Genomic DNA, 24,656 nt, shown 5'->3' with positions numbered 1-24,656 from the left:
CCGGTGGCACCGCGGTCGTCGGTCACCGTCAGCGTCACGGTGAAGGTGCCCCCCGCCGTGTAGGTGTGCGACGCCGTCGCCCCCGTGCCGGTCGCACCGTCACCGAAGTCCCAGGCGTACGTCGCGACCTTGCCGTCGGTGTCGCCGGAAGCGGCGGCGTCGAAGGAGGCCACCAGCCGATCGGCCCGGGCGCTGAACGAGGCCGTCGGGGCGGCGTTCGGCGGCGGCGCGGTGACCGTGACCTGGCGGGTCGCCGTGCCGGTGGCACCGCGGTCGTCGGTCACCGTCAGCGTCACGGTGAAGGTGCCCCCCGCCGTGTAGGTGTGCGACGCCGTCGCCCCCGTGCCGGTCGCACCGTCACCGAAGTCCCAGGCGTACGTCGCGACCTTGCCGTCGGTGTCGGCGGACGTGCTGCCGTCCACGGAGACGGTGAGCTGGGACGCCGAGGAGGTGAACGCCGCCGTCGGCACGAGGTTGGCCCCCTTGCCGGTGGTCGCCGCAGCGTGGTGGTTGGCCACCTGCGCGGCGGTCAGCGCGGTCGGGTAGACCGCGACCTCGTCGATCTGCCCGTTGAGCTGGCCACTGGTGCCGGCGCCCGACCAGCCGGCGGTCGTGTCACCGCCGACCCGCCAGTAGCCCTTGTAGGGCTGGCCCGACGTGGTGTCGGTGCGCGAGGCCACCTGCTTGCCGTCGACGAAGAGGACCATCCCGGACGGGGACAGGGTGGCGACGACCTGGTGCCACCGTCCGTCGTTGATCCGCGCGGGGCTCTTCAGCGTGCGCAGCGCCGACTGGTTGACACCGAAGTAGACGTACCCGGAGTTGTCCAGGTACACGTGGCGGTCGTAGTTGCTGCTGGTCCCGGTCGCCTTGTCACCGAAGCCGATGATCTTCCCACCCCGACTGCTCGTGGTCTTGACCAGCGCCTCGAGGGTGAAGGTGTTCGGGCCGGCCAGCGGGGCCCGCGTGCTGGCATAGCCGTTCGAGGTGCCGTCGAAGGACGAGGCCCGGTCGGTGTCACCTGCGAGCGCACCGGCGGCGCCCCGGGTCACACCCGAGGCGGCCTGCAGGTCCAGGCCGGCGCTGGCGTAGTCGTAGGAGGTCGCCCCGGAGGCCTCACCGAGCCGCCACTGGTCCGTGGCACCGTCGGCGCGGACGGTCTGGGCATAGGTGCCGCCCAGCGAGCCGGTGCTCGCCACGGTGACCGTGGTGCTGCCGCGGGTCACCGTGTTGCCGAACGGGTCGGTGGCCGAGACCCGGTAGCCGTAGCTCGCGCCGGGCGTGAGACCGGTGTCGAGGAAGCCGAGCCGGGCCGTCTGCCAGTACAGGGAGGAGGCCGTGGTCTGGTAGACCGGCGTGTCCGGGCGGTCACTGCGGTAGAGCGAGTAGGTCAGGAACTGGTTGTCCCGGTCGGAGGTCGTCGACCAGCTGATCCGTGCGGTGCCGCTCGCGAAGGAGGCGACCGAGGGGGTCAGCCCGTCGGTGGCCGCGGGGCCGACCTTGTTCGGTGCCGCAGCAGGGACGGCGAACCGCACCAGGCCGGCGTGCTGCTGGTTGTTGACGCCCGGGAACTCGCCGCCGTAGACCACGTACCGGCCGTTGCCGGCGACCGACCAGCCGGCCTGGTACTGCTTGGTGTACGTGCCGGACAGGAAGGTGGGGAACCAGTTCTGCAGGGCCGGGGCCGGCTTGCCGACGAAGGCCTGGTTCGCCAACGTCTGGCTGCCGACCGTGCCGGCGGGGGCCACGCTGTAGGCCACGCCGTACTGGGAGACGCGCGGGGTGACCTCCGGGTAACCGCCGATGTTGCTGCAGTCGTGCGGGTGTCCGGCGACGTAGAGCGCGCCACCGGTGACGTAGGTGGAGTACGTGTCGCCGTGGCAGTCCGCCATCCAGACCAGCTTGCCGGTCGCGGCCTCAGCGGCCCACGCTCCCTCGACGTTGCCCGGGCCGTAGTAGTCGTACCCGCTGCCGTAGACGTTGGTGCCGTCGGTGGTGAGGCTGTAGATCGCCGAGTTGACGCCCTGGTTGGTGATCAGCTGGTTGATCGCGAACGGCCGGGTGGCGCCACTGACCGGGTCGAGCGCCCCGACCCCGGTGGCCTTCACGCCGTTCAGCGAGTCGAACCGGCCGGCGACGACGACCTGGTTGCCGGCGAGGACCATCGCCATGACGTCCTTGCTCGTCAGCGCGTTCGCCGGGTCGTTGTTCGGGAGGCGGTTGCCGGCGGTCGAGCCGACGCCGGGCTTCGGTGCCCACGGGAGGACGGCGCCGTCGGCGGCCGACACGGCGGCCAGCCGGTCGCGAGCCACCCCGGCCACGGAGGTGAAGTTGCCACCCAGGTAGACCGCGGAGTCGGTGGCCACGATCGCCCGGACCTGTCCACCCGCGGCCGGGCTGAAGGTCGGGACCAGCTGGCCGGTGGCCGTGCTGAAGGCGGCCACCCGCCAGCGCGGCTGGCCGTTGGCCGAGGTGAAGTCGCCACCGACGTAGATGCGCGAGCCGTCGGGCGAGGCCGTCACGACCAGCGCCTGCCCGTTGAGGTCGGGGGCGAACGTCGGGTCCAGCACACCCGTGCGGACGTCGTAGGCCAGGAGGTTGTGCCGCGGGGTCTCGCCTGTGCCCGCCGGCGCCCCGTCCGGGCGGGCGGACTGGAACTCGCCGGCGACGTAGACGGTGTTGCCCACGATCACCTGCGACCAGGCCACACCGTCGATCTGGGTGGTGGGAAGCGGGTCGGCGGAGACGGTGACGGGGGTCGTCGCGTTCGTGGACTGCAGCGGCGCGGTGTCGGCCAGGGCCACACCGCCCGGCGTCAGACCCCCCAGGACCCCTGCGGACAGCAGGAGACCCAACGAGGTCGCCACCACCGTCCTGACCGTTCCTCGTCGTGCGCTCATGCCGTGTCCCCGCTCGCGTTCAGGTGAAGGCCCTGGTCCGGGCTCCTGAACACTAAGCGTCACCAACGTCCCGGAGCCAGACTCACCCAGCCCCCTGATCGGGTGGTCTTCACCCGAAGAAAGCCCAGCTCGACCGGTTATGTGACGTTTAGTGATGGCTACCTGACCACAAGTCATGGGGCGCAACTACCTGCTGACCATCGCTGTGCGTGATGGCGCGGCCGCGTCCCCGGAACACAGGAGGTCCCCGGGACGTCGGCGAACGACGTCCCGGGGACCTCCGGGCGGGTGCAGGTGGCGTGGATCAGGCGGCGGGGCCGGTGAACACGAGCAGGGGCGCGGCGGCGGTGTGGCCCACCGTCACGGAGACGACGTCCCGCTGGTCCTGGGGGACCCGGAAGACGTAGGTGCCGGTCACCGACCCGCCCGGCGCCAGGACGCCGTCCAGCTCGTTCGCGGACGGGTCGTTCAGCGGCGAGGCCGGTGCCTGGTCGGCCCCGGACGTCATCGTCACCTGCACGCCGTCGAGCGAGAGCGGCGCGCTGCTCCCGTTGGTCAGCGCCACGGTCAGCCGCAGCGCCGGTCCGCCGATGTTGCCCGGGCCGGTGCCGGTGCCCTGGACGGCCTCGATCCGGTCCAGGCGCACGGTCACGCCGTCCCCGGTGCCCGCCTCCTGGTCCAGGGCCACCGGGGGCAGCGCCACCGGCAGCCCGTCGGGACCGAGGGACGCCGCGGTGGCCGCCGGCGCCGGCTGGGACTCGCCGCCGGCGGCGGGGCTGCCCGCTGCAGGGGTCCCCTCAGCCGCGGTCCCGGCAGCCGGGGCATCGGCAGCCGGTGTCTGCGCAGCTGGTGTCTGTGCAGCCGGTGTCTGTGCAGCCGGGGTCTGCGCAGCTGGGGTCTCCGACGCCGGGACGGTCCCGTCGGACGCCGAGGGGCTGCCCTCGGCGTCCCGGGTGACCAGCCAGACCACCAGTGCCACGAGCGCGAGGAGCGCCAGGGACACGGCGGCGAGCCGGCGACGTCGTCGCGACCCGGCCGGCACCTCCAGCGTCGGGGGGTTCGTCGTGGACGTGCTCATGCCGGCATCCCTTCCATCTCTGCGTACCACTTGACGACGGCCAGGCCCAGGTAGCCGGCGGTGGCGACCGCGAGCGCGCCGTAGACCGTCAGGAAGACGACGGGGGCCCCGAGCAGCGCGAAGGCCAGGCAGAGCACGCCGTAGTCGGTGGGCGCGACCACCAGCGACCGGAGGACGCTGGGCCGGCCCGCGGTGCGCGCCGCCCGGGTCGGGACGCCGTGCTGGGCGCGCAGCGACTCGTTGAGCAGGGTGCCGAAGAACAGCACCACCGACACCACGGAGAAGCCGAGCGGGACCAGCAGCCACGGTCCGCGCTCCACCGGCTCGAACCGGTACAGCCCGACGAGCAGCGCGAGGTGCAGGCTGGCGATCTTGAGCGAGTCGACCATGTGGTCCAGCCACTCACCGGCCGGTGAGCCGCCGCCGCGCAGCCGGGCCAGCTGGCCGTCGGCGGAGTCCAGGGCGTAGCCCAGCACCAGCAGGCCGGCCACCAGCAGGCCTGCGGACAGCGACGGGGGCACCAGCGCCAGGGCGACGATGCCCGCGCCGGTGCACGCGGCGCTGAGGCCGGTCACCGCGTTGGGGGTCAGCCCGGCGTGGAAGGCGGCCGCGGCCAGCAGGCGGCCGAGCCGGCGGTTGACGAAGCGCGAGTACGCCGGGGCGCCGGTGGCGCCCTTCTGCGCGGACTCCAGCCGCCGCACCGTCGTCCGGAAGGTCTCCTCGCCGACCCCTGGGGCACCGGGGCGGGACGTGTCCAGCATGGCGCTCACGCCTCGGCCGCCCGCGCGGTGGGGACCTCGGCCGGGACGGCCGGTGCGACCGCCGGGCAGGACCTGGCGTCCTCGACCGGACGCCGGGCGGCCGGCACGGCGGCCAGGGGCGCGGGCACCGGGACGGTGGTCGCCGCCGGTCCGAGCCGCAGCCGACGGCCGCTGGGGCGCAAGCGCGGGAAGTCACGGGCGGCCAGCCGGCGGCACAGCTGGGCGTAGCCCTCGGCCACGTGGTCCCAGTCGTAGCGGGCCGCCAGCAGCCGGGCGCGCTTGCCGTCCCTGCGGGTGCGGGCCGGGTCGGCCTCGGCAGCGGTGACCGCCGCCGCGACGTCCTCGGTCGTGGAGAAGTAGCGGCCGCTGGTCTCCAGCACCTCGCGGTTGAAGGAGACGTCGTAGGCGATGGTGGCCGCGCCGGCACCGATGGCGCGCAGCAGCGAGGGGTTGGTACCGCCCACGGAGTGGCCGTGCAGGTAGGTCGCGCAGTGGGCGTAGAGCTGGTCGAGCAGCTCCTGGTCCCAGACGCCGCCGAGGAACTGCACCCGGTCGTCGGCCAGCGAGTGCACCCGGCGGGTGTAGTCGTCGGCGTAGGGGGCCGAGCCGACCACGACCAGCGGGAGCTGCGCGTCGCTGCGGCGGTAGCCCTCGACGATGACGTCGACGTGGTTCTCGGGCTCGAACCGGGCGACCACCAGGTGGTAACCGCGCTCGGTCAGACCAGCCTCGGCCAGCTTGTCGCTGCCGGCGGCGTCGATCTTCGGCGCGCCGTAGGCGATGAGCTCGGTGGGCGCCGCGAACTCGTCGCTGTAGTAGTCGGCGATGCCGCGGGCGTCGGCGATGAGGGCATCGGACCAGCGGACCGACAGGGCCTCGACGATCCGGTAGTACCGCTGGCCGATCCCACCCCACTTGGCGCGCTTCCACTCCAGTCCGTCGACGTGGGTCGCAACGGGGATGCGGGCGGCGCGCACCAGCGGCAGCCAGGGCGCGTTCGCGGCGTTGAAGACGATCGCCGCGTCGACCCGGTGGGTGAGCAGGTGGAGGACGGACAGCCCGGTGTGGCTCAGCGTCTCCAGTGACCGGCGGCGCAGGGCGGGCAGGTGAACCAGGCGCATGCCCAGGTGCTCGGCGGGCCGCGGGGCGTCGGCGGTGGTGCGGCAGTAGACGACGACCTCGTGGCCGGCGTCGGCCAGCCGGCGGCCGACCTCCTCGACCGCGGTCTCGAAGCCGCCGTACCGGGCCGGGACGCCGCGCGTCCCGACGAGGGCGATGCGAAGCGCTCCCGACCTCCTGTGTGGCATGGCCCCTGGCTCCGTTTCTCCGCGTCCCGCAGGGCCCCGTGGGAGGGGCGTCCGGTCACCGGCCGTCGGGCGCGGTGGCGGACCCTGCCGTGCTGGCAGGCCCCACGGAGAACCATCGCCCCGCTTCCCCGAGATGGTGCCGTTCGTGCTCGTTCGGTCACCCAGAGGGAGGAAGCCACCCGGTCGTGGACCGGGTGGCTCCCTCGTGCGCAGGTCGGTGGGTGCGGACCGCGGAACTCCGCAGGCGCCGGAGGCGCTCCGTCAGCAGCGCCGGAGGCGTTGCGTCAGTAGGCGCCGGAGGCGCGCACCACGGCGCGGGCGGTCTTCCACAGGATCTGCAGGTCCAGGGCGAGCGACCAGTTCTCCACGTACCGCAGGTCGAGCCGGACGGCCTCCTCCCACGGCAGGTCGCTGCGGCCGGAGATCTGCCACAGCCCGGTGAGGCCCGGCGTGACCAGCAGCCGGCGGCTCACCTCGCTGTCGTAGCGGGCGACCTCGGCCGGCAGCGGCGGCCGCGGCCCGACCAGCGACATGGTGCCGCGCAGGACGTTGACCAGCTGGGGCAGCTCGTCGAGGGAGAACCGGCGCAGGTGCCGGCCCAGCGGGGTCACCCGCGGGTCGTGCCGGATCTTGAACAGCAGGCCGTCGGCGTCGTTGCCGTCGGACAGGCCGGCGACCTGCTGGTGGGCGCCGTCGACCATGCTCCGGAACTTCAGCATCGTGAAGTGCCGGCCGCCCAGGCCGACCCGCTCCTGCCGGTAGAGCACCGGGCCCGGGCTGGTGAGCCGCACGGCCAGCGCCAGGGCGGCGAGGACCGGCGAGAGGGCCAGCAGCGCGGCCAGGGCGACCGACCGGTCCAGCGCGCCCTTGACCACCCGGCGCCAGCCGGTGAAGCGCGGCTGCTCGACCGACAGCAGGGGCAACCCGTCGAAGGGGCGGATGTGCAGCCGGGGGCCGGCCACCTCCACCAGGCCGGGGGCCACCAGCAGCTCCAGGCCGGTGCCCTCCAGCTGCCAGGACAGCGTGCGCAGGTACTGGGCGGCGGTCTCGCTGGCCGAGGTGACGGCGATGGTGTCCGCCTGCACGCGCCGGGCGATCTCCAGGACGTCGTCGAGGCCGGCGACGGGCAGGCCCGCCGCGCGGGCCACGCGGGACCGGTCGTCCGGGGTGACACAGGCGGCGACCACCTGGAGGCCGGCGTGCTGGGTCCGCTGGAGGCGGTCGACCAGCTGCAGCACGGCGCCGCCGCGGCCGACGACCACGACGCGCTTGACGCCCCGGCCCTGCTTGCGCTGCCGGTTCAGCGCCTGGCGCGCGGCATAGCGCTCGACGAGGGTGAGCAGCGCCAGGGCGGGGACGGCGCCGACCACGAGCGCCCGGCTGAGGTCGAGCTGGGCGGCGTAGCTGACGAAGCCGAGGCCGGCGAGCAGCAGGAGCCCCGCGCGGGAGACCCGGCGGAACTCGTCGGACCCGATGCCGAAGGACCGCTCCTCGTAGGCGCCGGTGACGGCGAGCAGGGCGGGCCAGGCGACGACCAGCGAGAGGCCGGCCCACAGCAGCACGTCGCCGAGCTGCACGTCGTCCTCCCGGGCGAGCAGCACGACCGCGGCGATGGCAGCGGCGAGCGCCGTCTCGACGGCGACCAGCCGGCGGCGGTGCCGGCGCGCCCAGCGGCGCGGGCCGTCGACCCTGTTCCCGGTGGAGACCGGCGGCGCGGCCCCGGCGGCGGCGCCGGGCAGGCCGGGGGCCGGGTGCAGCAGGGCGCTCGTCGGCTCGGCACGTTCCAGCAGCACGGTTCCCCCCGGGATCCCAGTCGTCACGCTCGGTCATCCGCGTCGACGGGGCGACCGGGCCGGTGACCCGATCGGGGCAACGGTCGATCTCCCTGGCGACGCAGAGTGACGATCACAGGAGGTGACGAACGGGGGCAACCGACGCCGGGCCGGTTCACCCGCTGGGGCGGGCCGTCCACCCGTCCGTGCGCGCCGGGTGACCCGGGAGGGTCAGCTGCGCGGGTGCACGCTGTTCTGGGCGGCCTCGAGCCCGCGCTCGAGGAGCAGCTCGGTGGCGTCGGCGGCCTCGCCGATCAGCAGGTCCAGGGTCTTGCGCTCGGTCGCGGAGAAGTCCCGCAGCACGAAGTCGGCGGGGTCCTGCCGGCCGGGCGGGCGGCCGATGCCGACCCGCACGCGCAGGTAGTCCTTGGTGCCGGTCGAGCGGGAGATCGAGCGCAGTCCGTTGTGGCCGCCCTCTCCCCCGCCGCGCTTGAGCCGCACGGCCTCGAAGGCGATGTCGAGCTCGTCGTGGACGACGACCAGGTCGGTGGCCGGCAGGTGGTGGTAGTCCAGCAGCCCGCGCACCGGCCCACCGGACTCGTTCATGTAGGTCAGCGGCACGGCGAGGACGACGCGGCGGCCCGCGAGGCGGCCCTCCCCCGACAGCGCCCGGGAGCGGGGGCCCTTGCCGGCCGAGAGCTTCACGCCGGCCCGCCGGGCGAGCTCGGTGACCACCATGGCACCGACGTTGTGCCGGTTGCCGGCGTACTCGGGACCGGGGTTGCCCAGTCCGACGACGAGGAACGGGCCCTCGGACGGCGGAGGGGCCGGGGCAGGTGACGCCGCGGGGGCGCCGGCAGTGCCGGCGCCCCCGCGGGTCGTGCTCTCGCTCAGCTCAGTGCTCCGAGGTGCGTGTCGCTCAGTTGTCGGCGGAGTTCGAGGCGGCGTCCATCGACTCGCCACTGCCCTGGTCGGACGGCTCCGGGACGACGTCGCCATCGGCGTCGGACTCGTCGCGCTCGATGCCGGCCTCGGCCTCGGCCTCGGCGAGCTCCTCCTCCAGCTGCGCGGCGGTCGGCGCACCGAGGAACCCGATGACCAGGGCCTCCGGGTCGGTGATCAGCGTCGCGCCGGCGGGCAGCGGCAGGTCGCCGGCGGTGATGCCGTTGCCGGCGGTGCGGCCGGTGATGTCGACCTCGATCGACTCCGGCAGGTCGGTGGCGTCGGCCTCGAGGGAGACGGTGTTCAGCTGGTGGTTGCTGATCGTGTCCGGCGCGGCGTCGCCGACGATGACGACCGGGACGTCGACGGTGGTCTTCTCGCCGCGACGGACCAGCAGCAGGTCGACGTGCTTGTGCTGGCGGCTGATCGGGTCGCGCTGCACGGCCTTGGTCAGCGCGAGCTGCGTGGTGCCCTCGAGCTCGATGGTCAGCAGCACGTTGGTGCCGCCGTTGCGCAGCGCCGCGGCGAACTCGCGGGCGGGCAGCGTCAGGTGGACGACGTCCTGCCCGTGCCCGTACAGGACGGCGGGGACGCGGCCCGCACGCCGGTCACGGCGGGCGCTGCCCTTGCCGAACTCGGTGCGGGTCTGGGCGGCGAGGCGGAAGTCAGCCACGGGATGTGCTCCTCAACAGTGGATCGGGTCTGTGTGCTCAGCGCACGAGCGCGGCACGACCCCCTGGAGGCCACACGCACGTCGATCACGGAGCAGGCCGGAGCCACTCCCTCGCCGGGCAACAGGAGTCAGGTTACACAGCGGGACGGACGGACGCCGACGCACCCAGCGGATCGAGGAGCCGGGGACGGACGAGCCCCACCAGCGGAGGGTCCCGGACCGTCGCGCCGCAGGTGCGCCTGCGCGACCGGTCGCGGGGCCGCAGGCTCCCGACCGGGACCGCAGCTGGTCCGGCTGCGGCGTCACGGGGCCCGGAGGGTCCCTGACGCCGCAGCACGGACGGCTCAGCTCCAGCCGGGTACGACTCGTGGCCGCGGTGTGGTCCGGAGGAGCACGATGAGCTCAGCACGGCTCGTGGCCGTGGTGCGGCCCGGAGGTCGCGAGCTAACTCGCCCCACCGAACAGGCTCGTCACCGAGCCGTCCTCGAAGACCTGGGTGATGGCGCTGGCCAGCAGCGGCGCGATGGACAGCACGGTCAGCTTGTCGAAGCGGCGCTCGGGCTCGATGGGCAGCGTGTTGGTGACGATGACCTCGCTGACCCGACTGTTCTTGAGCCGGTCGACCGCCGGGCCGGAGAGCACGCCGTGGGTGGCGGCGATGATCACGTCGGCGGCGCCGGAGTCGAACAGGGTCTCGGCGGCCTTGGTGATGGTGCCGCCGGTGTCGATCATGTCGTCGACCAGGATGCAGACCCGGCCCTCGACCTCACCGACGACGCGGTTGGCCACGACCTCGTTGGGCCGGGTCATGTCACGGGTCTTGTGGATGAAGGCCAGCGGGGTGCCGCCGAGCTTGTCGCTCCACCGCTCGGAGACGCGCACCCGGCCGGAGTCGGGCGAGACGACGGTGAGGTCGCGGTCGCCCCACTTCTGCTTGACCTCCTCGACCAGCAGGTCCATGGCGAAGAGGTGGTCGACGGGGCCGTCGAAGAAGCCCTGGATCTGGGCGGTGTGCAGGTCGACGGCCATCAGCCGGTCGGCGCCGGCGGTCTTGAACATGTCGGCGACCAGCCGGGCGGAGATGGGCTCGCGGCCGCGGTGCTTCTTGTCCTGCCGGGCGTAGGGGAAGAACGGGGCGACCACGGTGATGCGCTTGGCCGAGGCGCGCTTGAGCGCGTCGACCATGATCAGCTGCTCCATGAGCCAGGTGTTGATCGGCGCGGTGTGGCTCTGCACGACGAAGGCGTCGCAGCCGCGCACGGACTCCTCGAACCGGACGAACAGCTCGCCGTTGGCGAACTCGTAGGAGGCGGTCGGGGTGGGGGTCACCCCCAGGTGCCCGGCGATCTCCGTGGTGAGCTCGGGGAACGCCCGCCCGGAGAAGAGCATGAGGCTCTTGTTGGTCGTCTGCCGGATCACGCTCATGGCTGCCCCTGCTTGTCGTCGTCCGTGGTCCGGCCCGCGAGGGGGACGGAGGACTCGGGTGGAGTGTCGGTCGCGGGGGCGGATGCCGCACCAGCAGCCGCTGCTGCGGCCTGCGCTGAGGGGCTCCCCGGACGCCGTCGTCCCACCCAGCCTCCCACATTGCGCTGCTTGCCCCGGGCGACGCCCATGGCGCCCGGGGGGACGTCGGAGGTGATGACCGACCCGGCGGCGGTGTAGGCGCCGTCGCCGATGGTGACCGGCGCCACGAGCATGGTGTCGGAGCCGATCCGGACGTGGTCGCCGACGGTGGTGGCGTGCTTGGCGACGCCGTCGTAGTTGACGAAGACGGTGGCGGCGCCGATGTTGCTGCCCACGCCGATCGTGGCGTCGCCGACGTAGGACAGGTGCGGGACCTTCGACCCCTCGCCGACCTCGACGTTCTTGGTCTCGACGAAGGCGCCGACCTTGGCGGCGCGGGCCAGCCGGGTGCCGGGGCGCAGGAAGCTGAACGGGCCCACGGTGGCCTCCGGCCCGACGACGGCCTGCTGGCACTGCGACCGCAGCACGGTGGCGCCCGCGCCGACCTCGGTGTCGACCAGCGTGGTGTCGGGGCCGACCTCGGCGCCCTCGGCGACGGTGGTGCTGCCGAGCAGCTGGGTGCCGGGGTGCAGCACGGCCTCGGCGGCGACCCGGGCGGTCACGTCGACCCAGGTGGTCTGCGGGTCGACCACGACGACGCCGGCCCGCATGAGGTCGTCGAGGACCCGGTCGTTGAGGGTGCGGCGGCGCGCGGCGAGCTCGCGCTGGTCGTTGCAGCCCAGGGTGTCGGCGGCGTCGGCGGCGGCGTGCCCGCCCACGCGCTCGCCGTCGGCGACGAGCAGGCCCAGGACGTCGGTGAGGTACTGCTCGCCCTGGTCGTTGGCGGCCCCGACCCGGCGCAGCGCCTCCCGGACGGCGTGGGCATCGCCGACGTAGACGCCGGCGTTGACCTCGGTGATGGCGCGCTGGGCGGCGTCGGCGTCCCGCTCCTCGACGATCGCGGTGACCGCGCCTGCCTCGTCCCGGACGATCCGGCCCAGGCCGGTGGGGTCGGGTACCCGGGCGGTGAGCACGGTGAGCAGGTTGCCGGCGTCGGCGTGGGCGCGGACGAGCTCGGCGAGGGTCGAGGCGCGCAGCAGCGGCGCGTCGCCGTTGACGATGAGCACGGCGCCGGAGAGCCCCGGGAGCGCGTCGAGCGCGACCGCGGCGGCGTGCCCGCTGCCCAGCTGCTGCTCCTGCAGCGCGGGGACGGCGGCGGGCGCGATCTCCGCCAGGTGCGCCTCGACCGCCTCCCGGCCGGAGCCGACGACGACGACCGTGCGCTCCGCGCCCAGCGGCTCGGCGGCGGCGAGCACGTGCCCGAGCATGGACCGGCCCCCGAGCCGGTGCAGCACCTTGGGGGTGCGCGAGCGCATCCGGGTGCCCTGGCCGGCGGCGAGCACGACGACCGCGCCCACCTGCCCTGTCGTCGTGCGCTCCTGCTGGCTCACCTGGCTCCTCGGGACGGGCGGGGGGACGGCGTCCGGCGGTTCCGGGCGAGGGTGCACCCGGCGCCGTCCACGCGCGTCCGCGGACTGCTGGGGGACTCGGACTCGAACCGAGACTGCACGGCTCCAAAGGCCGGCGGGCTGCCGATTACCCCATCCCCCATCACCGCCGGCCTGGACCGGCGGCGCACCGACGAGCCTAAGGCCGTGCGACCCCGGGGGCATGCAGCACCGTCCGGGCGACGGCCCTCAGCCCACGAGACGGGCGCCGTGGACGGGGCCGTGCACCGCCCGCACCGCGCGGAAGGCCCCGCCGCCGGCCAGCTCGCCGGCCAGCCGGGCTGCGCCCTCCTCGTCCTCGGCGAGGGCCGCCACGGTCGGTCCCGAGCCGCTGACCAGCGCCGCCGCGGCGCCGGCCTCGGTGGCCGCCCGCAGGGCCTCGCGCAGCTCCGGGCGCAGCCGGACGGCCGGCGCCTGCAGGTCGTTGCTCAGCGCCGCGGCCAGGGCGCCGACCGGCCCGCTGCGCAGCGCGGCCAGCACCGGCTCGGTGGAGGCGGCCGCGACGCCGTCGGGCAGCTCACCGGCGGCGCGGAGGGAGTCCAGCTCGCCGTAGACGGTCGGGGTGGACAGCCCCTCCCCCGCGATGCCCAGCACCCAGTCCCAGCGCCGCCGGGCCAGCACGGGCGAGAGCTGCTCGCCGCGCCCGGTGCCGAGCGCGACCCCGCCGAGCAGGCTGAACGGGACGTCGCTGCCCAGCTGGGCGGCGAGCGCGGCCAGGTCGCCGCGGGTGGCCCGGGTGCCCCACAGCGCGTCGAGGGCGACGAGGCTGGCCGCCGCGTCGGCGCTCCCCCCGGCCAGCCCGGCGGCGGCCGGGATCGACTTGTCGACCACCAGGTGGGCGTCGGCGGCCACGCCGGCGTGCCGGGCGAGCAGCTCGGCGGCCTGCCAGACGAGGTTGCGGGCGTCGGTGGGGACGGCACCGTCGGCCGCGCCCTCACCGTGCACCTCCAGCGACAGCCCCGCGGACCGGCGCACGGTGACGGTGTCGAACAGCGAGACGGCCAGGAAGACGGTCTGCAGCTCGTGGAAGCCGTCGGGGCGCAGCGGTCCGACCCCGAGGTGGACGTTCACCTTGGCCGGCGCGCGCGCCACCACCGCGCCGTTGCCGGCGATCCGCCCGGGACCACCGGCCGTCGCGTTGCTCATCCGCTCAGCCTGCCACCGGGGCGGCGCCCGCCGGCGGGTCACCGTCCACCCGGGGCGTGGCGGCCAGCCGGGCGAAGTCGGTGACCGACAGCTGCTCGCCGCGGGTGGTGGGGTCGATGCCGGCGGCCCGCAGCCGCGCCTCGGCCGCGACCGGGCTGCCGGCCCACCGGGCCAGGGCGGCCCGCAGCCCCTTGCGTCGGGTGGCGAAGGCGGCGTCGACGACGGCGAAGGTGGCCGCCCGGTCACCGGGGGGCGCGGGCCGCCGGGTGAGCGCGACCAGGCCGGAGTCGACGTTGGGCACCGGCCAGAACACCGGCCGCGGGACGTTGCCGGCGCGCCGGACGTCGGCGTACCAGGCCGCCTTGACGCTGGGCACCCCGTAGGACGCCGATCCGGGGGCGGCGGCGAGCCGGTCGGCGACCTCGGCCTGCACCAGCACGAGGGCGCTGGTCAGCGAGGGCAGCAGCTCGAGCAGGTGCAACAGCACCGGGACGGCGATGTTGTAGGGCAGGTTCGCCACCAGCGCGGTGGGCGGCGGGCCCGGCACCTCGGTCACGCGCAGGGCGTCGGCGGTGACCACGGTCAGCCGCTGCGCCCACTGCGGCGTCCGCTCGGCGACGGTGCGCGGGAGCTGGGCGGCCAGCCGGGGGTCGATCTCCACGGCGGTGACGTGCGCGCAGGCGCCGAGCAGGCCGAGGGTCAGCGACCCCAGGCCGGGGCCGACCTCCAGGACGACGTCGTCCGGACCGAGGTCGGCGGTGCGCACGATCCGCCGGATCGTGTTGGCGTCGTGCAGGAAGTTCTGCCCGAGCTGCTTGGTCGGACGCAGGTCGAGCTGCTGGGCCAGGTCGCGGATGGCGGCCGGGCCCAGCAGCCCGTCGGAGGCGTCGGACGACTGGCTCATGACCGGCCCCGCTGCAGGGGGCCCGCCGCGAGCCTGCGAGTGGTGGGGGGCAGCGGGGTCCTTCATCAATCGAAGAGGTGGCTGCCGCAGCCCCACTGGCCGGCACCACTGCGGGCGTAGAGCATCTGCGCGCGCATCGTCTGCTCCTCGACCGAGGCGGCGGCGGGGTCGCCGGTGCCGCCCACGCCGTTCCAGGTCGACTGCGAGAACTGGTACATGCCGCGGTACTTGCCGCTGGCGCTGACCGCGTTGGGGCGGCCGCCGGACTCGCACCGGGCGAGCGCGGCCCAGTTGAGCCCGTCGGCGGTGGCCGGGGCGCCGCCGGCCGCGACCGCGACGGGCTCCGGCTCCGGCTTCGGCTTCGTGCCCACCGACACCTGCTGCTCGACCGGCTTCTTCGTCACCACGGAGGACACCTGCTCACGGCCGGTCTCGACGCCGTCGGTGACGGTGACCCGCCAGGTGGTGGTGCGGGCACCCTCCACGCCCTCCTGGGTGACCGTGCGCTCGCCCTCGAGCGCATCGGCGTCCTCGGTCTCGACCGTCTCGAAGTCGACCGTCTGGACCTCGCTGACCTCGTCGACCTGGACGCGGGTGACCCGCAGGACCATCCCGCCCAGCAGCGGCTGGGTCGGGTAGAGGGAGGTGCGGTCGGTGGCCGACAGCGCGATGCCCTGCTCGGCGAGCAGGTCGCCGGCCGTGGCGGCGGTGGTGGTGACCACCCGCTCCTGACCGTCGGCGACCAGCCGGACGTCCTTGCTCGTGGTGATGGACAGGTCCATGCCGTCCAGCGGCACGCGCTCGCTGCGGTCGGCCGACAGCTGCAGCTGGTCGGTGCGGTAGCCGAGCTCGTCGAGCGCGCCGTCCACCGACAGGGCGGTCGTGTAGACCTCGCTGCGGACGCCGTCGACGGTGAGGGTCAGCGGGCGGGCGCGGTTGACCACGATCGTGTCGCCGTCACTGACGTCGGCGCCCAGCGCGGGCAGCACGACGTCGTGCGCGGCGGGGGTGAGCCCCTCGTCGGCGAGCACCTCAGCGGCCGTGCCGGCATAGGTGGTCACCTGGCGCGACTGGCCGTCGACGGTGAGGGTCAACGACTTCTCGGCCGCGAAGTAGGCGGCGGTGCCCGCCACGAGGCCCAGGAGGACCAGCGCGAACAGGAGCGACTTCAACGATCGGCGCACAACACATCCAGGTCAGCAGGACCCGGGCAGGGGAACCGGGCCGCAGGCGGTGGGCGCCGCCGTGAGGCGGCTCCCGGGGAGCAGGCGAACCCGTCGTCGTCGCGACCGGAGGGTCACTCCGGCCGTGCACGACCACCTGGGTGTTCCCCACCCCGGCTGTCGGTCACGACACGATAACGAACGGACTCGCTGACACAACCGTGCCGAGTCACCACATCAGCAAGTCGACACGTCCTTCCGCAGGCACGCCGACACGGGACGTGACGCTGGACGGCGTGTTGGCGCGCCGTCCACCGAGCGGCCCGGTGGGCAAGCCCACAGGACCGCCGAGCCGGACGGCTCTCAGGCCAGCGCGGCTGCGCCCTGCCGCAGCGGCCGCAGCCAGGTGAGCAGGAAGACGGCGACGGCCAGGCCTGCCGCCAGCGCACCGAAGCCGCCGGCGACCAGCGCCACCGGCAGCAGACCGGCGCCGTCACGGACCTCGTCGCCGAGGTCGACCCCGGCCACCAGCAGGAGGACGCCCAGCGGGACCAGCGCCAGCACGCTGGCCCCGGCCACCACCAGGTGGGCGGTCCAGGTGCGCTGCGCCTCGTCGACCGGCAGGTCGGCACCCTCGGCGGGCAGCGGGCGGAACAGCACCCGGGCCAGCGCGGCCTCGGCCAGCAGCCAGCCGACGGCGGCGGTGACCACCAGCGCGGTCACCGCGGCGTCGCCCAGGCGCCCGGCCGACCCCAGCAGCAGGGCGGCCACCAGCTCACCGGCCATCGCCGCGCGCATGCTCCAGAGCAGCCACAGCGAGATCTGCTCACCGCGGCCGGGACGGCGGGCGGGGCGCGAGAGCGCCCACCGCGGCCGCGGCCGGGTCACCTCGGCCAGCAGCACCCCGGCCAGCAGGCCGACGGCCAGCGCGGGCAGCCAGAGGAAGACCGAGGCCTCGGCGAAGAGCACGATGCTCGCCACGACGCCGGCCGCTCCCAGCAGCCACCCCAGCTGCCGCACCCGGCGGCCGTGCGCCGCCTGACGGGCCAGCTCGGCGGAGCCCGCCGGCGACAGCTCGACGAAGCCGACGGCCGCCGCGGCCACCGCCCGGCGGCCGGCGGCCAGCGACCAGGCCCGGGCCAGCGCAGCGGCCGGGACCAGCAGGGCGATGAAGAGCACGAACGCGATCAGGCGGCCCACGAGGTCAGTGTCCCCCTGCCGGGGCGGTCGTGGCCGCCGCCGGGCGCGTCGCCGTCCGACCGGCCTCTCACCAGGGGCCGAAGACCCGTTCGGCGGTCGCGGTGAGGGCGTCGCACAACTGCTCCAGCTCCGTGCCGGTGACCTCGCCGAGCGCGCGCACGGTGTGCGGCACCAGCCGGGCGGCGTTGGGCCGGCCCCGCAGCGGCGCCGGCGTGAGGAACGGCGCGTCGGTCTCGACCAGCAGCTGGTCCAGCGGCGTCATCGCGGCGGCCTCGCGCAGGTACCCGGCGTTGCCGAAGGTGAGCGTGCCGGCGAAGGACAGCACGTAGCCGCGGTCGATGCAGGCCCGGGCGAAGCCCGCGTCGCCGGAGAAGCAGTGCAGCACCGTGTGCTCGGGCGCACCCTCGTCCTCGAGCACGCGGAGCACCTCGTCGTGGGCGTCCCGGTCGTGGACCACCAGCGCGATGCCGTGCCGCTTGGCGATGTCGATGTGCGCCCGGAAGGACTCCTCCTGGGCGGCCCAGCCGTCCTCGCCGGTGCGGAAGCGGTCCAGGCCGGTCTCCCCCACGGCCCGCACCCGCGGCAGCGCGGCGAGCCGGTCGATCTCGGCCAGCGCCTCCGCGGTCGCGGCGCCCGCGCCGGCCTCGTTCGGGTGCAGCGCGACCGCGGCCAGCACCTCCGGACGACGGGCGGCGAGCTCGGCCGACCAGCGGGACGACGCGACGTCCACCCCGACCTGCACCAGCCGCGGGACGCCGACGGCGACCGCGGCGTCGACCGCCTCGTCCACCTCCGCCGGCGTGGGCTCGCGGTCCTCCCCGCCGACGGCGATGTCGAAGTGCGTGTGGCTGTCGACCGCCGGGGCCGGCAGCGGCTCCGGCGACGGCGGCGGTTCGCCCCGCCGGTTCGCCCGGGACGCCGCCGACCGGCTCACGCCTCGCCGTCCGTCCGCGCGCCCTGCCCCGCCTCGGACAGCCGGGCCAGCTCCTCGTCGACGATCGAGGGGTCGAGCTTGGTGAACACCGGCTTCGGCGCGGCCAGCGGGGTGCCCGCGGGCGGCAGCGGGGTGGACGCCCACACCGCCTGCCCCTGGTCGTAGGGCCCGGTGATGATCGGGTACGGCGAGCCGTCGTCGAGGTCCTCGGTCTCCACGACCTGCGGCGCGACCGACCACACGCCCGTGCCGCCGAGCAGCTCGTGCACCTGCTGGGAGGAGTGCGGGAGGAACGGCGTCAGCAGCGCGTTGCAGTCCTTGATCGCCTGCAGCGCGGTGTGCAGCACGGTGTCCCGGCGGGCCGGGTCCTCCTTGAGCTTCCACGGCGCCTGGTCCGACAGGTACTTGTTGGCCTCGCTGACCACCCGCATCGCCTCGGTGGCCGCGGCCTTCTGCCGGTTGCGGCCCAGCAGCTCGCCGATGGGAGCGAACGCGCCCGAGGTGGTGGCCAGCAGCGCGCGGTCGGCGTCGGTGAGCTCGCCCGGGGTCGGGATCGCACCGATGTTCTTGGCGGCCATCGACACCGAGCGGTTGACCAGGTTGCCCCAGCCGGCGACCAGCTCGTCGTTGTTGCGGCGCAGGAACTCCGCCCAGGTGAAGTCGGTGTCCTGGGTCTCCGGGCCGGCCACGGCGATGAAGTAGCGCAGCGCGTCGGCGTCGTAGCGGGCCAGGAAGTCGCGCACGTAGATGACGACGTTGCGCGAGGAGGAGAACTTGCGCCCCTCCATGGTCAGGAACTCGCTCGACACCACCTCGGTGGGCAGGTTGAGCCGGCCGTAGGAGCCCGGCGCCCCGCCCCGGTCGCCCTCGCCGTTGTAGCCCAGCAGCTGCGCCGGCCAGATCTCGGCGTGGAAGACGATGTTGTCCTTGCCCATGAAGTAGTAGGCGTCGGAGTCCGGCGTCTGCCACCACTGCCGCCACGCCTCGGGGTCACCGGAGCGGCGGGCCCACTCGATCGAGGCCGACAGGTAGCCCACGACCGCGTCGAACCAGACGTAGATGCGCTTGTCGTTGCGGTCGCGCCAGCCGTCGAGCGGGACGGGCACGCCCCAGTCGATGTCGCGGGTGTAGCTGCGCGGCTTGAGGTCCTCGAGCAGGTTGACGCTGAAGTTCAGGACGTTGGGCCGCCAGTTGCCGCGGGTGGCCAGCCAGTCGCCCAGTGCCTTGGCGAACGCCGGCAGGTCGAGGAAGTAGTGCTCGCTCTCGACGAACTTCGGCGTCTCGCCGTTGATGCGGCTGACCGGGTTGATCAGGTCGGTCGGGTCGAGCTGGTTGCCGCAGTTGTCGCACTGGTCGCCGCGGGCGCCGTCGTAGCCGCAGATCGGGCAGGTGCCCTCGATGTAGCGGTCGGGCAGCGTGCGCCCGGTCGACGGGCTGATCGCGCCCAGCGTCGTCTTCGGAAAGACGTAGCCGTTCTTCAGCAGCCCCAGGAAGATCTCCTGGCTGACGCTGCGGTGGTTGACCGTCGTCGTCCGGGTGAAGAGGTCGTAGCTCAGCCCCAGGCTGGCCAGGTCGTCGACGATGACCCGGTTGTTGCGGTCGGCGATCTGCCGCGGGGTGATCCCCTCGGCGTCCGCGGCGACCGTGATCGGCGTCCCGTGCTCGTCGGTGCCGCTGACCATCAGCACCTTGTCGCCGCTCATCCGGTGGAACCGGCTGAACACGTCGGAGGGGACGCCGAAGCCGGAGACGTGGCCGATGTGCCGCGGGCCGTTGGCATAGGGCCACGCGACGGCGGTGAGGATGTGCCGATCTGTCACGGCACGAGGGTAGTGAGCTGCGTCCACCCGGTTCGCAGGCGGCGGGCTCAGGGGGCGCCGGTGACCGCGGCGGTGGTGGGTGCGGGCCCCTCCGCGGGGGTGGCGAGCACGGCCACGCCGGCGAGCGCCAGGCCGATGCAGGCGAGCGTGACCCCGCACAGCACACGGTGCTGCGGGGCGACCGGAGGACGCCGGGCCACCCGGGGACGGCCGCCGGCGGCGACCCAGGCCAGCGCCGAGGGCGCACTGGCCAGCAGCAGCTTCCCGGTCGGGACGACGAGGGCGAGCAGCGCCAGCGCGGGCACCGGCAGGCCGACCTCCGGCGCCACGGCGACCACCCGGACGCCGTCGGGACCGAACAGGCCCGACACCGCGACGGCCAGGCAGACGCCGACCTCGGCCAGCGCGACCGCGACGAGCAGCCGCCGTCCCGCGCCGTCGACCAGGACCGCGCCGGCGCCGGCGGACAGCACGACCCAGCCGGCGAGCACCAGCAGGACGCCGGCCATGGCGGGGCCGGACAGGCGGGCGCCCCCGGCGAAGAGGCTGCCCAGTCCGGTCAGGCCGAAGGCGAGCAGCGCGAGGGACTCCACGACCGAGACGACGCCGGCCGCGACGACCGGCACCGGGGCGCGCCGCGGACGGGCCGGGCGCGCGGCGCGGGGCGTCGCCTGGGGGGCCGCCGCCGCGGGGAGGCGGGGGGCGTCGGGGACGGCGCTGCGCACGGGAAATCTCCTGACCGGGAACGGGCTTCACCGGTCAGGTCGGGCGTTCCGGTCCCGGGCAGCAGGGCCCGGGACCGGACCTCACCCGCAGGGGTGAGGGGTCACCGCTCGCCGCCGGCCCGCTGCCCGGCCGCCTTGCGCTCGGCGGCGCCCGCCGCGGAGAACCGCGAGCGCCGGCGCCCGAAGCCGTAGTAGACGACGACGCCCAGGGCCATCCAGACGCCGAACCGCAGCCAGGTCTCCCCCGGCAGGTTGAGCATCAGGTAGAGGCACGCCAGCGCGGAGACGACCGGCAGCACCGGCACGAACGGGACGCGGAAGGCGCGCGGGAGGTCGGGGCGGGTACGGCGCAGCACGATCACGCCCACCGAGACCAGCACGAAGGCGAACAGCGTGCCGATGTTGACCAGCTCGGCCAGCACGCCCAGCGGGACGAACCCGGCCAGCACCGCGACGAAGACGCCGGTGATCAGGGTGATCCGGTACGGCGTGCCGTACTTCGGGTGCACGGTGCCCAGCGACCGCGGCAGCAGGTGGTCGCGGCTCATGGCGAACAGCACCCGCGACTGACCGAGCATCAGGATCATGACCACGCTGGTCAGCCCGGCGAGCGCACCCACGGAGATGGCGCCGGACAGGAACGGCAGCCCGACGCTGCGGAAGGCGTCGGCCAGCGGCGCCTCGGTGGACAGCTCGGTGTACCGCTGCATGCCCACCACGACCAGCGACACGGCGACGTAGAGCACCGTGCAGATGACCAGCGAGCCGATGATGCCGCGCGGGAGGTCGCGCTTGGGGTCCTTGGTCTCCTCGGCCGCGGTGGCCACGATGTCGAAGCCGATGAAGGCGAAGAAGACGATCGCCGCGCCGGCCAGGATGCCGCCGACGCCGAAGGTGCTGGGCGCGAAGCCGAACAGGGTCTGGATGAGCGGGGCGGTCCAGCCGCTGCCGGTCTCGGTCTCCTGCGCCGGGGGCACGAACGGCGAGTAGTTGGCCGCCTTCACGTAGAACAGCCCGACCACGATCACCAGCAGCACGATGGCCACCTTGATCGCCACGATCACCGAGGTCACCCGCGAGGAGAACTTGATGCCCAGGACCAGCACCCCGGTCATCACCGCGACGATGAAGATCGCCGGGAGGTTGACCGTGGCCTCCTCCCCCGCGATCGAGGTGGGCAGCGGGATGCCCAGGTCACCGAGCAGCTGGTTGAGGTAGCCCGACCAACCGACGGCGACGGTGGCGGCGCCCAGTGCCAGCTCCAGGACGAGGTCCCAGCCGATGATCCAGGCGACGAGCTCGCCGAGGGTCGCGTAGGAGAACGTGTAGGCCGAGCCGGCCACCGGCACCGTCGAGGCGAACTCCGCGTAGCAGAGCGCGGCCAGCGCGCAGACCAGGCCGGCGACCACGAACGAGACCGCCACCGCCGGTCCGGCCGTCGTCTTCGCGACCTCGCCGGTGAGCACGAAGATGCCGGTGCCGATGATCACCCCGACGCCGAAGACCGTGAGGTCCAGGCCGGAGAGGTTCTTCTTCAGCTGGTGGTCGGGTTCCTCGGTGTCGCGGATGGACTCCTCGACGCTCTTGACCCGGGCCTTGTTGGTGGCCACGGAACCCCCCTCTCGCACGGGGCGGCGTGCCGTCCGCCGTCCCGCTGGTGATCAACTGTGCGGGGAGCGTCCCACGACGGGACGCATCCTGCAGACCTACGCTCGACGCCGGCCAGCACGCTCGCCGACCTCGCGCACGAACAGACCAGGAGGTGCCCGTGACCAGCACGGACAGCACCCGCTCGCGACTCCCCCAGGTGCACCGCCGTCCCCGCCCGGTGGGTCCGCCGAGCCTGCCCGACACCCCGCGGCAGGGCACCGACTTCGTCATCGACTGCGCGATCTACGTCGACGGGCAGCGCCAGGCGCCGGTGGCCTACGACGAGGCGCTGCGCGCGGCGGTCGAGAAGGGCGGCTTCGTCTGGCTGGGCCTGCACGAGCCGACGCAGGCCGAGCTCGAGGGCGTGGCCGCCGTCTACGGGCTGCACCCGCTGGCGGTCGAGGACGCCGTCGAGGCCCACCAGCGGCCCAAGCTCGACACCTACGACGACAGCCTGTTCATGGTGCTCAAGACCGCCCGGTACGTGGAGCACGCCGCCCTCACCGCCACCAGCGAGGTCGTCAACACCGGCGAGGTGATGGTCTTCCTCGGCAGCCACTACGTGATCACCGTCCGGCACGGCGACCACGGTGGCCTCGCCGCCCTGCGGCAGAACCTGGAGGGGCAGACCGACCTGCTCCGGCTGGGCCCGTCGTCGGTGCTGTACGCCGTCACCGACATGGTCGTCGACCACTTCGTCGAGGTGTCCGAGGCGGTCGAGGACGACGTCGAGGAGCTCGAGACGTCGGTCTTCAGCCCCGACCGGACCGACGACACGCCGCGGATCTACCAGCTCAAGCGGGAGCTGATGCAGCTGCGCCGGGCCGTCCAGCCGCTGGAGCTGCCGTTGACCTCGCTGGCCGACCGGCCCAACGACCTGGTGCCCGACGCGATGCGCTCGTACTTCCGCGACGTCCAGGACCACGCCCTGCGGGTGCGGGACCAGGTCAACGCCCTGGACGAGATGCTGTCGAACATCCTGCAGGCGGCGCTCGCCCGGATCTCGGTGGCGCAGAACGACGACATGCGCCGCATCTCCTCCTACGCCGGCCTCATCGCCGCCCCGACCCTGGTGGCCGGGGTGTACGGGATGAACTTCGACCACATGCCCGAGCTGCACTGGTCGTTCGGCTACCCCTTCGCCCTGCTCCTGATGGCCGCCCTCTGCTGGCTCCTGTACCGCGGCTTCAAGCGCAACGGCTGGCTGTAGCCACCCGCGCTCACCCCGGCGGCGGCAGCCGGAGCCAGACGACGTCCAGCCCACCCGGGCCCGGATCGCGCCCGGTCTCGACGAAGCCACGGGCGGCCTACCAGCGGGCGGCTGGGTCGTTGCCGGCGGTGTACTCGGTCAGCAGCGCAGTCGTGCCCGCCGGCAGCGCGGCGACCGCAGCGTCGAGCAGCGCCGTCCCACTCCCCCGCCGTGCCGGTCGGGGAGCAGGTACAGCCGCCACATCGTCGGGACGCCGTCGTGCTCGCCGACCTCGACGACCCCGACCACCCGGCCGTCGTCCTCGGCGACCAGCAGCAGCGCCTCCGCCAGCGCCCGCTCCAGGGCCGCCGGCGACCAGTGGGCCGCGAGGTCGCGCTCCACGTACTCGGGACCGGCGAACGACAGGTACGTGGCCGGCCAGGTGCGGGCACCCACCTCGGCGATGCCCGGGAGGTCGGCCGCCACGGCCGGCCGGATCCGCAGCGTCATGACCGGATCCTGCCTCGGACGGCGCACCGCGGGTGCGTGGACGCCCCTCGGCGGCGGGTGGGCTCAGGGCCTCTTGGCGGCCAGGACGGCGTCGTAGACGGTGCGGCGGGGCAGGCCGGTGCGGGTGACGACGGCGCGGATGGCCTCCTTGCGGTCGGCGCCGGCGGCCTCCTCGGCGGCGACCTCTCGGGCCAGCTCGGCCGGCGACAGCGTCTCGGGCCCGGCCACCGACCCACCGACGACCAGGGTGATCTCCCCGCGCACGCCCTCGGCGGCCCACGCGGCCAGCTCCGCCAGCGAGCCCCGGCGGACCTCCTCGTGGGTCTTGGTCAGCTCGCGGCACACCGCGGCGGGCCGGTCGGGGCCGAAGGCGCCGGCGGCGTCGGTCAGCGCGTCGGCCAGCCGGTGCGGCGACTCGTAGAAGACCATCGTGCGCGGCTCGCGGGCCAGCGCGGCCAGCGCCGACCGGCGCTCCCCGCCCTTGCGCGGCAGGAAGCCCTCGAAGCAGAACCGGTCGCAGGGCAGCCCGGAGACGGCGAGCGCGGTGACCACGGCCGAGGGCCCGGGCACCGAGGTGACGTCGATGCCGGCCTCGATCGCGGCGCGCACCAGCGTGTAGCCGGGGTCGGAGACCGAGGGCATGCCGGCGTCGGTGATCAGCAGCACCGTGGCGCCGTCCTGCATGGCCGCGACCAGGCCGGGCAGCCGCGCCTGCTCCACCGACTCGTAGAAGCTGACCAGCCGGCCGGTGAAGGTGACCCCGAGGTCGGCGGCGAGCCGGTGCAGCCGGCGGGTGTCCTCGACGGCCAGCACCTCCGCGGTGGCCAGCACCTCGCGCAGCCGCGGCCCCACGTCGCCGGGCTGTCCCAGGGGCGCGCCGCCCAGCACGAGTCGTCCGGTCATGGGTCGAGCCTGTCACGTGCGGCCGTCCCGGCCCGCCCGCAGGGGCCGGTCGCGGGCAGGTCCGTCGC

20 protein-coding genes and 1 tRNA gene are annotated in these 24,656 nt (G+C 74.4%); 1 reads left to right on the top strand and 20 read right to left on the bottom strand.

Going from position 1 to position 24,656, the window contains the following annotated elements; genetic code table 11:
- From ACGBYP_RS17115 to ACGBYP_RS17030, 18 genes are all read right to left on the bottom strand, one after another.
- Nucleotides 1-2,804, bottom strand: a 2,804-nt coding sequence (locus ACGBYP_RS17115; protein WP_411586002.1) for a PKD domain-containing protein, incomplete at its 3' end; no start/stop codon positions are given.
- Nucleotides 2,805-3,204: 400 nt separating this feature from the next.
- The gene (locus ACGBYP_RS17110; protein WP_411586001.1) at nucleotides 3,205-3,978 is read right to left on the bottom strand and encodes a hypothetical protein; all 774 of its coding nucleotides are present in this window, start codon (nucleotides 3,976-3,978) and stop codon (nucleotides 3,205-3,207) included.
- Complete coding sequence (locus tag ACGBYP_RS17105) at nucleotides 3,975-4,739, bottom strand: CDP-alcohol phosphatidyltransferase family protein (protein WP_411586067.1); 765 nt, start codon at nucleotides 4,737-4,739, stop codon at nucleotides 3,975-3,977. Before ACGBYP_RS17105 ends, ACGBYP_RS17110 begins: the two co-directional genes overlap by 4 nt.
- 5 nt (nucleotides 4,740-4,744) lie before the next feature.
- Nucleotides 4,745-6,046 (bottom strand): DUF1972 domain-containing protein, encoded by a 1,302-nt coding sequence (locus ACGBYP_RS17100; protein WP_411586000.1) that lies wholly within the window; start codon nucleotides 6,044-6,046, stop codon nucleotides 4,745-4,747.
- A 284-nt stretch (nucleotides 6,047-6,330) separates the two neighbouring features.
- Entirely contained in the window at nucleotides 6,331-7,866 is a 1,536-nt protein-coding gene (locus tag ACGBYP_RS17095; RefSeq protein ID WP_411585998.1) for a sugar transferase, read from the bottom strand.
- Between the two features lie 183 nt (nucleotides 7,867-8,049).
- On the bottom strand, nucleotides 8,050-8,607 hold the full coding sequence (gene pth, locus ACGBYP_RS17090) for an aminoacyl-tRNA hydrolase (protein ID WP_411586066.1): 558 nt from the start codon (nucleotides 8,605-8,607) through the stop codon (nucleotides 8,050-8,052).
- Nucleotides 8,608-8,737: 130 nt separating this feature from the next.
- Nucleotides 8,738-9,433, bottom strand: coding sequence for a 50S ribosomal protein L25/general stress protein Ctc (locus ACGBYP_RS17085; RefSeq protein ID WP_411585996.1), 696 nt, complete (start codon nucleotides 9,431-9,433; stop codon nucleotides 8,738-8,740).
- A gap of 444 nt (nucleotides 9,434-9,877) precedes the next feature.
- Nucleotides 9,878-10,858: a ribose-phosphate diphosphokinase gene (locus tag ACGBYP_RS17080; RefSeq protein WP_411585994.1), complete on the bottom strand. Its 981-nt coding sequence runs from the start codon at nucleotides 10,856-10,858 to the stop codon at nucleotides 9,878-9,880.
- The gene (gene glmU, locus ACGBYP_RS17075; protein WP_411585992.1) at nucleotides 10,855-12,387 is read right to left on the bottom strand and encodes a bifunctional UDP-N-acetylglucosamine diphosphorylase/glucosamine-1-phosphate N-acetyltransferase GlmU; all 1,533 of its coding nucleotides are present in this window, start codon (nucleotides 12,385-12,387) and stop codon (nucleotides 10,855-10,857) included. The genes ACGBYP_RS17080 and glmU overlap by 4 nt, the downstream gene beginning before the upstream one ends.
- Before the next feature lie 87 nt (nucleotides 12,388-12,474).
- Nucleotides 12,475-12,547 (bottom strand) — tRNA-Gln (locus tag ACGBYP_RS17070).
- Between the two features lie 86 nt (nucleotides 12,548-12,633).
- Complete coding sequence (locus ACGBYP_RS17065; protein WP_411585991.1) at nucleotides 12,634-13,590, bottom strand: 4-(cytidine 5'-diphospho)-2-C-methyl-D-erythritol kinase; 957 nt, start codon at nucleotides 13,588-13,590, stop codon at nucleotides 12,634-12,636.
- 4 nt (nucleotides 13,591-13,594) lie between these two features.
- On the bottom strand, nucleotides 13,595-14,494 hold the full coding sequence (gene rsmA, locus ACGBYP_RS17060; protein WP_411585989.1) for a 16S rRNA (adenine(1518)-N(6)/adenine(1519)-N(6))-dimethyltransferase RsmA: 900 nt from the start codon (nucleotides 14,492-14,494) through the stop codon (nucleotides 13,595-13,597).
- Between the two features lie 65 nt (nucleotides 14,495-14,559).
- Entirely contained in the window at nucleotides 14,560-15,666 is a 1,107-nt protein-coding gene (locus ACGBYP_RS17055; RefSeq protein WP_411585988.1) for a ubiquitin-like domain-containing protein, read from the bottom strand.
- 354 nt (nucleotides 15,667-16,020) lie between these two features.
- On the bottom strand, nucleotides 16,021-16,857 hold the full coding sequence (locus ACGBYP_RS17050) for a hypothetical protein (protein ID WP_411585986.1): 837 nt from the start codon (nucleotides 16,855-16,857) through the stop codon (nucleotides 16,021-16,023).
- 67 nt (nucleotides 16,858-16,924) lie between these two features.
- Nucleotides 16,925-17,791 carry a TatD family hydrolase gene (locus ACGBYP_RS17045; protein ID WP_411585985.1) on the bottom strand — a complete coding sequence of 289 codons (867 nt, stop codon included), beginning with the start codon at nucleotides 17,789-17,791 and terminating at the stop codon, nucleotides 16,925-16,927.
- Nucleotides 17,788-19,611 carry a methionine--tRNA ligase gene (gene metG / locus ACGBYP_RS17040; protein WP_411585984.1) on the bottom strand — a complete coding sequence of 608 codons (1,824 nt, stop codon included), beginning with the start codon at nucleotides 19,609-19,611 and terminating at the stop codon, nucleotides 17,788-17,790. Before metG ends, ACGBYP_RS17045 begins: the two co-directional genes overlap by 4 nt.
- 47 nt (nucleotides 19,612-19,658) lie before the next feature.
- Complete coding sequence (locus ACGBYP_RS17035; protein ID WP_411585983.1) at nucleotides 19,659-20,336, bottom strand: hypothetical protein; 678 nt, start codon at nucleotides 20,334-20,336, stop codon at nucleotides 19,659-19,661.
- Between the two features lie 101 nt (nucleotides 20,337-20,437).
- Complete coding sequence (locus ACGBYP_RS17030; protein ID WP_411585982.1) at nucleotides 20,438-21,946, bottom strand: amino acid permease; 1,509 nt, start codon at nucleotides 21,944-21,946, stop codon at nucleotides 20,438-20,440.
- Between the two features lie 158 nt (nucleotides 21,947-22,104).
- Here ACGBYP_RS17030 and corA point away from each other — a divergent pair, with 158 nt between their 5' ends.
- Entirely contained in the window at nucleotides 22,105-23,196 is a 1,092-nt protein-coding gene (gene corA, locus ACGBYP_RS17025; protein WP_411585980.1) for a magnesium/cobalt transporter CorA, read from the top strand.
- A gap of 138 nt (nucleotides 23,197-23,334) precedes the next feature.
- On the opposite strand, the gene ACGBYP_RS17020 is transcribed toward corA, so the two are convergent.
- On the bottom strand, nucleotides 23,335-23,685 hold the full coding sequence (locus ACGBYP_RS17020) for a GNAT family N-acetyltransferase (protein ID WP_411585979.1): 351 nt from the start codon (nucleotides 23,683-23,685) through the stop codon (nucleotides 23,335-23,337).
- 63 nt (nucleotides 23,686-23,748) lie between these two features.
- A complete protein-coding gene (gene rsmI, locus ACGBYP_RS17015) occupies nucleotides 23,749-24,588 on the bottom strand; it encodes a 16S rRNA (cytidine(1402)-2'-O)-methyltransferase (protein WP_411585978.1) in 840 nt (279 codons plus the stop codon).
- Between the last annotated feature and the right edge of the window lie 68 nt (nucleotides 24,589-24,656).

It is taken from the genome of Modestobacter sp. SSW1-42 (assembly GCF_046635825.1).
GTDB lineage: Bacteria > Actinomycetota > Actinomycetes > Mycobacteriales > Geodermatophilaceae > Modestobacter.
This window is presented reverse-complemented; position numbering and strand designations above follow the sequence as displayed.